This is a genomic window from Enterobacter cloacae complex sp. ECL72 (assembly GCF_019056635.1).
Classification (GTDB): domain Bacteria; phylum Pseudomonadota; class Gammaproteobacteria; order Enterobacterales; family Enterobacteriaceae; genus Enterobacter; species Enterobacter hormaechei_C.
In genome coordinates this window covers 947965-961901 of the sequence record NZ_CP077659.1, presented here as the reverse complement: position 1 = coordinate 961901, position 13937 = coordinate 947965, and the positions used below count along the sequence as shown (strand labels likewise).

8 protein-coding genes are annotated in these 13937 nt (G+C 59.0%); 3 read left to right on the top strand and 5 right to left on the bottom strand.

Going from position 1 to position 13937, the window contains the following annotated elements; translation table 11 throughout:
* Positions 1-21 precede the first annotated feature (21 nt).
* The 3 genes from iroC (at position 22) to KTH07_RS04535 (ending at position 6040) form a co-directional block, all read left to right on the top strand.
* Positions 22-3681, top strand: coding sequence for a salmochelin/enterobactin export ABC transporter IroC (gene iroC / locus KTH07_RS04545; RefSeq protein ID WP_023303342.1), 3660 nt, complete (start codon positions 22-24; stop codon positions 3679-3681).
* Between the two features lie 101 nt (positions 3682-3782).
* Positions 3783-5012, top strand: a complete 1230-nt coding sequence (locus KTH07_RS04540; protein WP_017384910.1) for an esterase family protein — start codon at positions 3783-3785, stop codon at positions 5010-5012.
* An 83-nt stretch (positions 5013-5095) separates the two neighbouring features.
* The gene (locus tag KTH07_RS04535) at positions 5096-6040 is read left to right on the top strand and encodes an alpha/beta hydrolase (protein WP_015571052.1); all 945 of its coding nucleotides are present in this window, start codon (positions 5096-5098) and stop codon (positions 6038-6040) included.
* Between the two features lie 44 nt (positions 6041-6084).
* Here KTH07_RS04535 and iroN read toward each other — a convergent pair whose 3' ends face one another.
* The 5 genes from iroN to KTH07_RS04510 all read right to left on the bottom strand — a co-directional run bounded on the left by iroN (position 6085) and on the right by KTH07_RS04510 (position 13934).
* Positions 6085-8259, bottom strand: a complete 2175-nt coding sequence (iroN, locus tag KTH07_RS04530) for a siderophore salmochelin receptor IroN (protein WP_023303341.1) — start codon at positions 8257-8259, stop codon at positions 6085-6087.
* A gap of 346 nt (positions 8260-8605) precedes the next feature.
* Positions 8606-9646, bottom strand: a complete 1041-nt coding sequence (locus tag KTH07_RS04525) for an aldo/keto reductase (protein WP_032620033.1) — start codon at positions 9644-9646, stop codon at positions 8606-8608.
* A 102-nt stretch (positions 9647-9748) separates the two neighbouring features.
* Complete coding sequence (locus KTH07_RS04520) at positions 9749-11272, bottom strand: efflux transporter outer membrane subunit (RefSeq protein WP_032620035.1); 1524 nt, start codon at positions 11270-11272, stop codon at positions 9749-9751.
* A complete protein-coding gene (locus KTH07_RS04515) occupies positions 11272-12843 on the bottom strand; it encodes a DHA2 family efflux MFS transporter permease subunit (RefSeq protein ID WP_015571056.1) in 1572 nt (523 codons plus the stop codon). Before KTH07_RS04515 ends, KTH07_RS04520 begins: the two co-directional genes overlap by 1 nt.
* Positions 12840-13934: an HlyD family secretion protein gene (locus tag KTH07_RS04510; protein ID WP_015571057.1), complete on the bottom strand. Its 1095-nt coding sequence runs from the start codon at positions 13932-13934 to the stop codon at positions 12840-12842. The genes KTH07_RS04515 and KTH07_RS04510 overlap by 4 nt, the downstream gene beginning before the upstream one ends.
* Positions 13935-13937 lie beyond the last annotated feature (3 nt).

Below are 13937 nucleotides of genomic sequence, written 5' to 3'. Positions count from 1 at the left end.
TTTACAGACGGAGGAGGCTTAATGCCTGCGACTCACTCTCCCACTCCTGCGCGGTCCTGGATAGTTCGCCTGGCACGCGTGTGCTGGGAACGTAAGAAACTTAGCATCATCGTAGTGGTAGCGTCGGTCTCGACCATTCTGCTGGCCGCGCTGACGCCGTTGCTGACAAGGCAAGCGGTGAACGACGCGCTGGCGGGCAATCCGACTCGTCTGCCGTGGCTGGCCTGCGGGCTATTGCTGATTGCCTTTTTTGATTTCATCGGTAACTACGTGCGCCGCGGTTATGCCGGGGAGCTCTCGCTCTGGGTGCAGCACACCCTGCGAGGACGGGCATTCGACAGTATTCAAAAACTTGACGGCGCAGGCCAGGACGCACTGCGCACCGGGCAGGTGATTTCACGGACCAACAGCGATCTGCAGCAGGTGCATACCCTGCTACAGATGTGTCCGGTGCCGCTGGCGGTGTTCACTTATTACATTGCCGGCATTGCCGTGATGCTGTGGATGTCACCCGCCATGACGCTCATCGTCGTGTGCGTACTGGCATGCCTGGCTATCACTGCGCTGCGCGCGCGTCGCCGGGTCTTCGCGCAAACCGGGCTGGCCTCGGACCGACTGGCAAATCTCACCGAACATATGCGCGAGGTGCTGGCGCAGATCTCAGTGGTAAAATCCTGCGTGGCGGAGCTGCGTGAAACGCGCTGGCTGGATCGCCAGTCGCGGCAGATGGTGCGGGTACGCATCGGCGCGGCCATCTCGCAGGCGATGCCAGGTGCCACCATGCTGGCGCTACCGGTGCTCGGGCAAATCGTCCTGCTGTGCTACGGCGGCTGGTCGGTTATGCACGGGCGCATCGATCTCGGCACCTTCGTGGCGTTTGCCAGCTTCCTCGCGATGCTGACCGGGCCAACCCGTGTACTGGCATCGTTTCTGGTTATCGCCCAGCGCACCCAGGCGTCCGTGGAGCGCGTGTTTGCTCTGATCGACACCCGTTCGCAGATGGAAGACGGGACGGAGGCGGTTAACGGTCAGGTTATCGGGCTGCAACTGGAGAATATGAGCTTCGAGTACCGTGGCGGCAGACGCATCCTCAGCGATGTCTCCTTTTCCCTGCACGCCGGTGAAACGGTGGCGGTAGTGGGCGCATCGGGTTCCGGGAAATCCACGCTGCTGATGCTGCTGGCGCGTTTTTACGATCCCAGCGCCGGAGAGATATGGCTCAACACCAGCGCAGGCCGACAGAACCTCCGCGATCTCAGGCTGGAGGCGCTTCGTCGTCGGGTAGGCGTTGTGTTTGAGGATGCTTTTCTGTTTGCCGGTACGGTGGCGGAAAATATCGCCTACGGGCACCCTCAGGCAACGGCGGACGACATTCGCCTCGCGGCGAGGGCAGCAGGAGCCAGCGATTTTATCAACGCCCTGCCGAAAGGCTTCGATACCCAATTAACCGAACGCGGTAAGAATCTTTCCGGCGGACAGAGGCAGCGAATCGCGCTGGCGCGGGCGCTCATTACCGCGCCGGAAGTGTTGATCCTCGATGACACCACCTCTGCGGTCGATGCCGGTACTGAAGCGGAGATCAACACCGCGCTGAGTCGCTATGCTGACGAAAAGCATATGCTGCTGGTGATTGCCCGACGCCGTTCGACGCTTCAGTTAGCCAGCCGGATTGTGGTGCTGGATAAGGGCCGGGTGGTGGACACCGGAACCCAGGCAGAACTTGAAGCGCGCTGTCCGGCGTTCCGCGCGCTGATGACCGGCGACGGCGATTTCCTCGCGCCTTCCCACAGTGGGCCTAACGGATTGTGGCCGACCGTACCAGCGGCACAAGACGATGCGGCGCAGACGGGGGATAAAGGCTTTGTCGCCCGTATGACGCGCGTGCCGGAAAATGCAGTACAGCAGGCGCTGGCCGGTAAAGGCCGCAAAGTCACGTCGCTGCTGAAGCCCGTGGCGTGGATGTTCGTCATCGCCGCCCTGCTGATCGCCCTCGATTCGGCGGCAGGCGTCGGGGTACTGATACTGCTGCAGCGCGGCATTGACTCCGGCGTTGCCACAGGCGATATGTCGACTATCGGCCTCTGTGCCCTATTCGCCCTGTGCCTGGTGGCCGTGAGCTGGTGCTGTTATTCACTACAGACTGTCTTCGCCGCCAGAGCGGCAGAGTCAGTCCAGCATACGGTGCGCTTGCGCAGCTTCGGCCATATGCTGCGTCTTGGTCTCCCCTGGCATGAAAAGCATGTCGATTCACGTCTGACCCGCATGACCGTAGATGTGGACTCTCTCGCCCGCTTTCTGCAAAACGGCCTTGCCGGTGCAGCCACCAGCCTGGTGACAATGTTCGCCATCGCCGCCGCCATGTTCTGGCTCGACCCGCTCCTGGCGCTGACGGCATTAAGCGCGGTGCCAGTGGTCGCACTGGCAACCTGGATTTATCGCCGCCTCAGCTCCCCTGCTTATGCGCAGGCGCGGCTGGAAATAGGCAAAGTCAACAGCACCCTGCAGGAGAAAGTCTCCGGCTTGCGCGTTGTGCAATCGCATGGCCAGCAGGAACAGGAAGCCGCCCGGCTGCGCGCGTTATCGGATCGGTTCCGTGCGACCCGCGTACGTGCGCAAAAATACCTTGCCGTCTATTTCCCGTTCCTGACCTTCTGCACCGAGGCCTCCTATGCCGCCGTTCTTCTGGTGGGTGCATCGCGAGTCGCCGAAGGCGAAATGACCGCCGGGGTGCTGGCGGCTTTCTTCCTGCTGCTGGGGCAATTCTATGGGCCAGTGCAGCAGTTATCAGGAATTGTCGACGCCTGGCAGCAGGCGACGGCCAGCGGCAAACATATCAATGAACTGCTGGCGACCGAAGGCACAGAGAACATCGAGCCCTCTTCCGCACCGCCCGCCACCGGCGCGCTGCATCTTGATGAGGTCACGTTCAGTTATCCCGACAGTCCTCAACCCGCGCTGAACAAACTTACCCTGACAATCCCTGAGGGAAGGGTCGTCGCGGTCGTTGGTCGCAGCGGTGCGGGTAAGTCAACGCTGATTAAGCTGATCGCCGGATTGTATTCCCCCACCCACGGCAGGATCAGCATTGGCGATCGGATAATTGATGATGCCTCGCTTGCCGATTACCGTCGCCAGATTGGGCTGGTCGATCAGGATGTGGCGTTGTTTAGTGGTGATATCGCGGAAAACATTCGTTATTCACGGCCATCCAGTACCAATGACGACGTTGAGATTGCCTCTCAACAGGCAGGGCTGTATGAGACGGTGCGCAATCTGCCGCAGGGATTCCGCACACCGGTGAATAACGGCGGTGCCGATCTGTCCGCAGGTCAGCGCCAGCTGATTGCGCTGGCCCGCGCACAACTGGCGAATGCTCACATCCTGCTGCTCGATGAAGCCACGTCACGCCTGGATCGCACATCCGAAGAGCGATTGATGTCATCGTTAACAGACGTCGCGCACACCGGGAAGCACCTGGCGCTGATTGTGGCGCACCGTCTGACCACCGCGCAGCGCTGCGATCTGATTGCCGTTATCGATAAGGGGCAGCTTGCGGAATACGGCACCCACGAACAGCTGTTAGCGGCCGGCGGCCTCTACACCCTCTTGTGGCATGACAGCGTCGGCAGCTCTGTTCCCCATCGCCAGCACGACATCACGGGGGAAATCGTGGAAGAGTAATTGCGCACGTAAGACATTACAAAACACGCGCTAAAGCGGCTGTTCCCGGAATAGCCGCTTTAGCTATTTATACTGACACCCTTCATATTCAAAGAGAGTGAATGCTGAACATGCAACAACATCCCTCTGCTATCGCCAGGCTGCGCAGCCAGCTGGCAGCAGGCCACATTGCTAACCTTTCTGACTTCTGGCGAGACGCTGAGTCGCTAAATGTACCGCTGGTGACGCCAGTCGACGGAGCGAAAGACGAGCGTGATGTGACATTTCTGTGGCGCGCCAGGCACCCTCTACAGGGCGTTTATCTGCGTCTGAATCGGGTGACGGATAAAGAGCACGTGGCGAAAGGGATGATGACCGCCCTTCCCGCGACGGATATCTGGACTCTGACACTGCGTTTACCCGCAAGCTACTGCGGCTCCTATTCGCTGGTGGAAATCCCCCCCGGCACCCCGGCCGAGACGATTGCACAGTCCGGAGGCCGCTTTGCTACCCTCGTCGGGCACGCCGATCCGCTAAACAAAACGCCGGGGATCAACGTTCGGGGAAGCACACAGGAGTCGGTGCTGGCGCTTGATAAAGCCCCCGCCCAGTCCGAATGGCGCGGCGGGTCACCCAGCGGGCAATTGCTTACCTCGGCGCGCACTCTCGCCGGGGAATCGCGCCGGGTTCGGCTCTATCTGCCGGACGTTGATGTTTCGCAGCCCCTCGGCCTGGTGGTACTGCCCGATGGTGAAACCTGGTTCGATCACCTTGGCGTATGCGCGGCAATTGACGCCGCCATAAACAACGGACGCATCGTGCCTGTGGCTGTACTTGGCATCGACAATATCGATGAACACGAGCGAACTGCGATACTCGGCGGGCGCAGCGAGCTGATAAAGGATATCGCCGACCAGTTGTTGCCGACGATCCGCGCCGAACACCCGCAGCGGCGGTGGGCAGACCGTTCGCGCACCGTGCTGGCCGGACAGAGCCTCGGCGGGGTCAGCGCGCTCATGGCCGCTCGTTACGCACCGGAAACGTTCGGGCTGGCGCTCAGCCACTCCCCTTCGATGTGGTGGACGCCAGAGGGTGCCAGCCGGCCAAACGTGTTCAGCGAAACCGATACGTCATGGGTGAGCGAACATCTGCTTTCTGCCCCGCCGCAGGGTGTGCGCATCCGCCTGTGCGTGGGATCGCTGGAAGGTTCGACGGTACCCCACGTTCAGCGGCTGCATCAGCAGTTGCTTACCGCTGGCGTCGACAGCCATTGCGCAATGTATACCGGGGGTCACGATTACGCATGGTGGCGCGGCGCACTGATTGACGGGCTTGGTTTACTCCAGGGTTGACTTGACCCGCGAACACTTTCAGGCAACTGTACAGGCTTCCTGAATAAAGAAAATGTCACCTGCGGAAAAGGAATAAACATCAGATGTATGCCCGCGAGTATCGCCCAACACGCTCACGCAAGGCGCTTGTCACTCTTCTTTCTGGTCTCACCCTTATCTGGAATGCGCACGCTTTCGCAAAGCCGGATATGCAGCCACTGGGGCCGAATATCGCCGATAAAGGCTCTGCGTTTTACCATTTCAGCGTCAACTCGTTCGACTCCGCCGATGGCAGCCGCCATTATCGGGTATGGACGGCCGTGCCAAATAAAGCCGCACCGGCGTCGGGCTACCCGATTTTATATATGCTCGACGGCAACGCAGTTATGGACCGCCTGAACGACGACCTGCTCAAACAGCTGGCAGAAAAATCACCGCCGGTGATTGTGGCTGTCGGGTATCAGACCAACCTCCCCTTCGATCTCAACGGCAGGGCCTACGACTATACGCCAGCAGCAGAAAGCGGCAAAACGGATACCCGCAGCCGTAAGAGTGGGGGTAGCAACGACTTCCGCCAGTTACTGGAAACGCGTATAGCGCCAAAGGTGGAACAGGGATTGAATATCGATCGGCAGCGTCGCGGCCTGTGGGGGCACTCCTACGGCGGCCTGTTCGTGCTGGATGCATGGCTGTCTTCCCCTTATTTCCGGACGTATTACAGCGCCAGCCCGTCGTTGGGCAGAGGCCATGATGCGCTACTGAGCCGCATCACGGCGGTTGAGCCGTCGCAATACTGCGCCAGGCGCCTGATGATAATGGAAGGTTCGGCGACACCGGGCGATAACCGGGAAACGCATGCTGCCGGAGTGCTGACGAAAATTCATGCCACCCTCGCCACGCTGGAAGATAAAGGCGTCAATGCCGCCTTTTGGGATTTCCCAAACCTGGGACACGGGCCGATGTTCAACGCCTCCTTCCGCGGAGCGCTGTTAGATATCAGTGGTGAAAACGCAGGTAACACAGCAGGCTGTCATTCATTAAGCCGCTAAACACTGCCCGCCTTGACGCGGGCAGTACACCTGTAACACTACGATCAAAATGACGCGGTAACACCGGCATAATAAGCCCGGCCAGGCTCGTTATAGGTATTCGCCCCTTCGGAAGATCGGTAAATCTGTTTATCTAAGATATTGCTGACACCAACGTTAAGACGCAGATTTTTATTAATATCGTAATTGAAGTTCGTCCCCACCAGCGAATAAGCGCCCAGCTCTTTACCTGACAGACCGCCAGTATCTTCACTACGAGTTTCCGAATGAGTACGCGGTTTTTGTCTGCCGTATAACGTCCAGTTGACGCTGGCAGAGAACGCCTGGGTGATGGTCCAGTCAAGCGAGTTATTAATGGTGTATTTCGGGATGATCGACAGCGGATTACCGGTGTCTTTTTGCTCCGAGGTGATCATCCAGGTGGCATTGGTATTCCAGTTCAGACGATCTTTCACCAGCGGGAACGCCATGCTGGCTTCGATACCGTCCACCAGCGCTTTCCCGCCGTTCTGCCACTGGAGAATATATGCGCCGGAAGCGGTTTGCCCGATAACATTATCGCCGGCCACGATCTTATTCTGGTAGTCATTGCGGAAGTAGGTCACGCTGGCATGGTAATCTTCCCAGGCGAACTCCAGCCCAATTTCTTTATTGATGCTAATTTCCGGATCGAGATCTTTATTACCGATCAGGTAGCAGCCGCCCGATGTAATATCTTTTGGACAACCGTTGCCTTTCGAGTAGAGCAGATAACCTTCGCTGGATTGATACAGGTTTGGTGCTTTAAAGGTTCGGGCAATCCCCGCTTTGACTTTGAAGTAATCGCCCAATTCCTGCGAGAGGTTCAGGCTGGGGCTGAAGTTACCGCCGGACTCGTTGAGATAATCAAAGCGCAGGCCGGGAATGATATTCGTGCCGGGAACCGGCTCAATATTATCTTCAATATACAGCGCACTGATTTGGGAATGGTTTTTACTGCTGCGATCCGCAGCCGAGCCAGAAATGCCGCCGATATCACTGTCATCCACGGTCAGGCTGGTAGAGGAAGGATCGTCGAGCTCATCGCGGCTCCACTCCGCACCCACGGTCAGCGTTTGATCGACCAGCGCATTCAGCGGAATATTAAGCTCGCCGCTGGTTCGCCAGGAGCTCAGGCGATTGGTCGTGAACTTTTCATCCGCCGAAATACGCCCTTCACCGCCACCGGATAATCCTTCATTCATGCGGGTGTTATTGGTTTTCTCATAATAGACACCAAAACGGCTTTGACCCCAGTCCCAGATACCATTATGTGTAATGCCATAATTCTGCCGGTACAGGCGGTTCGTCTCTTCGCCGGATTTCGCCAGGCTTTCAGTGACGGCACTGGAAGAACTGTTTTGCGTATCGCCTGCATAGATATTCCCCTGGCGGCTATATCCGGCTTCGAAATCGATAATTTGCTGCGGATTTAATTTCCACGAGACAACGCCGTTAATATCTTTGTTGCGCACCCCTTCATGCCCGGCCGCGTTTTTCGTACCGGCCGAGGAGTTAATATCCCAGCTGTCGGCATCGGTTTTATTCAGGTTTCCGTACAGGCGCATGGTCAGCGCATCGCCAGCCAGCGGCCCGCTAAGGCTGAAGTTGGCGCGACGCGTAGCGCCTTCGTCGCTGCTTTCCGGCTGGTTGGTGTATAACGACAGCGAACCGTGCCAGTCGTTGGTAGGGCGTTTGGTAATGATGTTCACCACCCCGCCCGCTGCGCCCGAACCGTAGCGTGCCGCCGCAGGGCCGCGGATCACTTCAATACGCTCAACCTGTTCCGGTGGCACCCAGTTGGTGTCGCCGCGGGTATCACGCTCTCCACGCCAGCTATAACGCACGGCGTTGCGCGACGTCACCGGCACACCATCAATTAAAATTAAGGTGTTCTCCGGCCCCATGCCGCGAATGTCGATCTGGCGGTTATTACCACGTGTACCCGAGGCGCTGTTGCCGGTCAGATTGACACCGGGCATTTTGCGAATAATATCGGAGAGATCGTTGACCGGAGGGTTCTTTTTAATATCTTCGCTGGTAATAATCGACACGCCCGGCTGCTGTTTGAGTACCTGCTCAGCGGTGGCTTCCACCACCAGGGTCTCGTCGTTATCATCGGAGGATTTTGCCAGTGATACCTGACTGTTCAACCCTGCCAGGAGCGCAGTGAGCGGCCAGAAGATCTTGATAATTCTCATACCCATTCCCTAATACATGCCTAACGTAAAAGTGATCGATCGTTAAGCTCACATCCTTGCCAGATATTTTAAACTGCCATTATTTTTATAATAAGAATGATAATTAATATCATTTGGAGAGGATTAAGGCAATCCTTAATACACGGATGCGCGCATTAATGAAACGCACGCATTGGCCCGGAGTGATTCTTCCCGGGTACCACCCTGTGCGTTCGTAAAGCTGGCATACTGAAACAGCGGAAGAAGAGAACAGCCCATTGGTATTTCGTGTAGTGACATAACGTTAATATGTCATTACAAGGGAACGCAGCCCCGGTAAGCGCAAGCGCCACCGGGGAAAGAAAGGTTATTGTTGCGCTAACTGATTGCGACGGTACTCGCCCTGGCGCTCCAGCATCCAGCCAGGATACTCGCGCGGCAGCGCGCTGACCGCATCCAGCTGTTTCAGCTCATCATCGCTCAGCTGAATGCCGGTTGCGGCAATGTTGTCATCCAACTGATCGACCCGTTTCGCCCCGATGATGACGCTGGTCACCGCTTTCTGGTGCAGCAGCCACGCCAGCGCGATTTGCGCCACGGAAACGCCTTTACTTTCGGCGATGGTACGCATCACGTCCACGCAGTCGAAGGCGCGATCTTTATTCACCGGCGGGAAGTCGAACGCCAGGCGACGACTACCGGCCGCGCTCTGCCCGTCGCGATCGTATTTTCCGCTCAGCAGACCACCCGCCAGCGGGCTCCATACCATCAACCCGACGCCTTCGCTCTGCATCATCGGCACCAGTTCGCGCTCAAGGTCGCGCCCGGCGATGGTGTAGTACGCCTGCAATGAGGCAAAACGCGCCAGCCCCAGACGCTCAGAGATGCCGAGCGCTTTGGCAATCTGCCATGCCGCCCAGTTCGAGACGCCGATATAGCGTACGTGACCGTGCTGCACAAGATTATCCAGCGCGTAAAGCGTCTCCTCGATGGGGGTCGCGGGGTCGAAACCGTGCAGCTGATAGAGATCGATATGATCCAGCTGCAAGCGACGCAGGCTCTCCTTCACGCCGCTGATGATGTGATAGCGCGAGCTACCGCGCGAGTTCACCCCCGCTGTGCCGGTTTCACCGAACACCTTGGTGGCAACGACCATGTTTTCGCGCGGAATTTTCAGGTTCTTCAGCGCCTGCCCGGTGATCTCCTCTGAACGCCCTTCCGAGTAGACATCTGCCGTGTCGATAAAATTGATCCCGGCGTCCAGCGCGCGGCCCACCAGCTGCTCGGCGTCGCTTTGCTGAAGCTGACCAATTTTGCCCCACATGCCGCCTTCACCGCCGAAGGTCATGGTGCCGAGGCAGAGTTCAGAAACAAACAGTCCGGTATTGCCCAGTTTTTGATAACGCATAACGCTTTCCTCGCATGTCGATTGGATGTCTGTTAGTTATACCCGCCCCCCAGCCATCGCGAATGTGGCGTTCCTGTCCGTTTCTTGCCCAATCCTCTGAATCTATCCGCGTGGGGCGTCGCCAAAGACGCTGTAGTCTGGCAGCCGCACCTGCTGATACGGCTCCCAGCCGCCGCCGAGGGCTTTGTAGAGCGCCACCAGGTCAAGCGCGCTCTGCACCTGCGCCTGCGCCCGCTGCTGTTCGGCCTGAGCGAGCTGACGCTGGGCGTCCAGCACGTCAATAAAGCTGGCGATCCCCTGCCGGTAGCTGTCGCTGGCGAGATCAAAGGCGTTTTGCAGCGCGTCGATGGTTTTCGCCAGGCCCGCTTCACGCTGCTGGTCGGTGCGATAGCTCACCAGCGCGTTTTCAACGTCGCCGAGCGCCGTCAGTACCGTCTGGCGATAGTCCAGCACTGCCGCCCCCTGCTGCGCGCGCGCCACCTTGACGCTGGAGACCAGCCGACCGCCCTGGAAAATCGGTATGAAAACCTGCGGGCCAAAGCTGTAGAAGTGGCTGCTCCAGTCGGTCAGCCAGTTAGATTCACTGTTGCGCAGGCCAAACTGTCCGGAGAGGGTAAAGCTCGGGAACAGTTCTGCCACCGAGACGCCAATCTGCGCCGTGGCGGCATGGAGATTCGCCTCGGCTTCGCGCACGTCCGGGCGACGGCGGGCCAGCGTCGACGGAATACCGGTCTGCACAATATCTGGCAGGGCAGGCATCGGCTGCACGGATTGCAGTTCGGCATCCAGCGCGCCCGGAGGTTTGCCGAGCAGGATCGCCAGCCCGTTCATCGCCTGGCGTTCCTGCGCCTGATACTGCGGCAGCTGCGCTTCAAGATTGCCCAGCTGCGCCCGGGCGTTCTCCACGTCCATCTGCGGCGACAGCCCGCCCCGCTGGCGGCTTTCGGTCAGATCCAGCGTCTGCTGTGCGCTTTCAATTTGCGTATTAAGCGTGGCAATGATGCTCTGCGCCCCACGCAGCTGTAGCCACGCCCGCGCCACTTCGGCTTCCAGCGAGACCAGCGCATCGTTACGCTGCTCGATCGCCGCCCGCTGCTGCGCCTCAGCCGCTTCTACCTGACGGCGCACCTTGCCCCACAGGTCGATTTCCCACTGGGCGTCGAAGCTGCCCTGATAGAGGTTTATCGGCTGCGTCAGCGGGCCTAACGCGCCCCGCAGTTCAGGATCGACATTATTCAACTGGTCATACACGCCGTGGGATTTCAGCTCCCCTTCCAGCCCAAGCTGCTGGCGCGTCGCCTGCACATTGCCATTCACCGACGGGAAAAACGCCCCGCCGGCCTGGTTAATCTGTTCGCGCGCGCCGGCAATGCGTAATACCGTTTGCTGTAGCGTCAGATTCCCGGCGATGGCGCGTTCAATCAGGCTGTCGAGCTGCGGCGAGCCGAAGGTTTTCCACCAGCGCGGGTTAGTGGCCGCGGAGGAAGTTTGCGATTTCACCGCGCTGTCGCCCTTATCGTTCCAGTGCGTGGTGGCGGGCGGTGCAGGCTGTTGGTAGTCCGGCCCGACGGCGCAGCCCACCAGCAGCATCATTATCATCAGAGGGTGTAAACGTCTGTGTATCATCAGTGTGCTCCTGCACTCCCCTCGCTCTTAACCGGCGAGAGCAACAAACAAAACGGAATCAGTAATAGGGCCACCGCGCTCAGAATGGTGAAGACGTCGATGTAGGCCAGAAAGCGCGACTGCTCGATCATCGTCTGGTACATCCGCCCGGTGGCAATGCCGGTCGGATCGCCCACCTGAGTGGTGAAGTTCTGGATCGCCTGGGCGCTTTCGCGAATCGCCAGCTGGAACTGCTCGTTAAACGGCGAAGCGTGGTAAGCCAGATGCGCGCTGTGCGCCTGCGAGCGCTCGGTGATCGCCGCCGTCGAGAGCGAAATCCCAATCGAGCCGGCCACGTTGCGGAACATGGTAAACAGCGCCGCCGCGTCGGCGTTAAGCCGCCTCGGGATCGAGATAAAGGCGATGGTGGTGAGGGGCACAAACAGGAACCCCAGTCCAATCGACTGGGCGCTGCGGAACAGCACCAGCGTTTCGAAGTCGATATCCGGCGTCAGCGTGCGGGACCAGAAGAACGACACCGCCAGGCAGGTAAAGCCGAAGGCGATGATCCAGCGCGTCTGCACCACCGGCATCAGCTTCAGCACCAGCGGGATGGTCAGCACAATCAGCACCGCGCCGGGCGAGAGCACCAGCCCGGACCAGGTGGCGGTATAGCCCAAATCCTGCTGCGCCAGCTGCGGAATAACCACCGAGCTGCCGTACAGGATCATCGCCATCCCCGCCATCAGCAGGCTGGAGATCGCAAAGTTGCGGTCCTTCATACAGTGCAGATCCACCACCGGCTTTCTGGCATACATCAGCCAGTAGATCGCGCCGATAATGCCGACCAGCGTCAGTACTGCGAAGGTGCGGATAAAGTTCGAATAGAACCAGTCATCATCTTCGCCCCGGTCGAGCATCACCTGCAAACAGCCAAGACCGAGGGCGATCAGGCCGATCCCCGTCCAGTCGACGGTGAGCTTCTCTTCCGACTTTTTCTCCCACGGCGGATCTTCCAGCAGCTGATAGATGGCCAGCACCGTCACAATCCCTACCGGGATATTGATAAAGAACACCCAGCGCCAGGAGTAGTTATCGGTGATCCAGCCCCCCAGCGTGGGACCGAGTACCGGCGCGACGATAATGGCAATGGATGAAAGGCCAAAGGCTTTGCCCCTGTCCTCCGGCTTGAAGTAGTCGAGTAGCACCGACTGCTGGGTAGGCTGCAATCCGCCGCCAAAGAACCCCTGCATCACGCGGAACAGGATGATTTGCCATAGCTCGGTGGCGATGCCGCACAGGAACGAGCAGATGGTGAACATCACAATGCAGATCAGGAAGAACTGCTTGCGACCAAACAGACGGCTCAGAAAAGCCGAAATTGGCAGCACGATGCCGTTCGCCACCAGGTAGCTGGTGAGCACCCAGGTGGATTCGTCATAGCTGGCCGAGAGCGACCCTGCGACGTGGGGCAGCGCCACGTTGACGATGGTGGTGTCCAGAATTTCCATAAACACCGCCAGGGTGACCACAATCGCCACCGCCCACGGGTTACTGGCGGGCTTCCAGTTATCGTGGCTGTGATCCGTCATTCCACGGTGACCTTCGGTTCAACCGACAGCCCCAGCGGCAGCGGCTTGTTCGGATCCAGCCCTTTATCAATGACGATTTTCACCGGCACGCGCTGAACGATCTTCACAAAGTTACCGGTGGCGTTTTCCGACGGGAAGGCGGAGAAGCGCGAGCCGCTGCCCTGCTGGATGCTGTCGATATGGCCTTCCAGCTCCATATCCGGCCAGGCATCGACGGACACGGTCACTTTGTCGCCCGGCTTCATGCGCTCAAGCTGCGACTCCTTGAAGTTCGCCACCACCCACACGTTCGGGGAAACCAGCGAGAACAGCGCCGTACCTGCCTGCACCAGCGTACCGGGCTGGACGTTGCGTTTGGTGACAAAACCGTCGAACGGGGCGCGGACTTCGGTATAAGAGAGGTTAAGGTTGGCGGTTTCCAGCTGCGCTCTGGCCTGATCGACCTGCCGTTCGCGGGCTTCGACGTTGGTCTCCTGCTGGCGGATTTGCAGCTGAACCTGCTCCGCCACTTCCAGCTGCGCCTGCGCGCTGGCCAGACCCGCCTGGGCACTCCGCAGTTGAGCGTTCGCGGCATCGATACTTTGTTGCGTGGTCGCGCGCGGGTCAACGCCGCGCTGACGGCGGTACTCCGCCTGCGCGTTGGCCATATCCGCCTGAGCTTTCAGTACCTGGGCTTTGGCTTCATCGCGCTGGGCGGGATATTGCACCTTCGAGAGCGCCAGCTGCGCCTGCGCCTGGTGCAACTGCGCAACCGCCAGCCCAAGCTGGGCCTGGGCCTGATCGCGCTGGGCGGTGGTATCACGCGGATCGATCACCACCAGCACATCCCCTTTCTTCACGCGCTGGTTATCCCGCACGCGAAGTTCGGTGACGTAGCCTGCCGTTTTTGGGGCAATGGTCACTACGTCGCCGTCGGTGAAGGCGTCGTCGGTGGTCTCTTCGTTACGGGTTAAAAACCACCAGACCAGCGCCACAATCACCATCACGATGACCACGATACCAAGGATAATTAACGGTTTTTTCCCCGGGCGCTTGCGCTCGTTATTGTTTTGATCCTGCTCGTCAGCAGGTGGGTTTTGATCTTCTGCCATAGT

Excerpts from the sequence above, each read along its gene's own strand:
- iroC (WP_023303342.1), top strand. The coding sequence starts at position 22 with ATGCCTGCGACTCACTCTCCCACTCCTGCGCGGTCCTGGATAGTTCGC.
- KTH07_RS04540 (WP_017384910.1), top strand. The coding sequence starts at position 3,783 with ATGCTGAACATGCAACAACATCCCTCTGCTATCGCCAGGCTGCGCAGC.
- KTH07_RS04535 (WP_015571052.1), top strand. The coding sequence starts at position 5,096 with ATGTATGCCCGCGAGTATCGCCCAACACGCTCACGCAAGGCGCTTGTC.
- iroN (WP_023303341.1), bottom strand. The coding sequence starts at position 8,259 with ATGAGAATTATCAAGATCTTCTGGCCGCTCACTGCGCTCCTGGCAGGG.
- KTH07_RS04525 (WP_032620033.1), bottom strand. The coding sequence starts at position 9,646 with ATGCGTTATCAAAAACTGGGCAATACCGGACTGTTTGTTTCTGAACTC.
- KTH07_RS04520 (WP_032620035.1), bottom strand. The coding sequence starts at position 11,272 with ATGATACACAGACGTTTACACCCTCTGATGATAATGATGCTGCTGGTG.
- KTH07_RS04515 (WP_015571056.1), bottom strand. The coding sequence starts at position 12,843 with ATGACGGATCACAGCCACGATAACTGGAAGCCCGCCAGTAACCCGTGG.
- KTH07_RS04510 (WP_015571057.1), bottom strand. The coding sequence starts at position 13,934 with ATGGCAGAAGATCAAAACCCACCTGCTGACGAGCAGGATCAAAACAAT.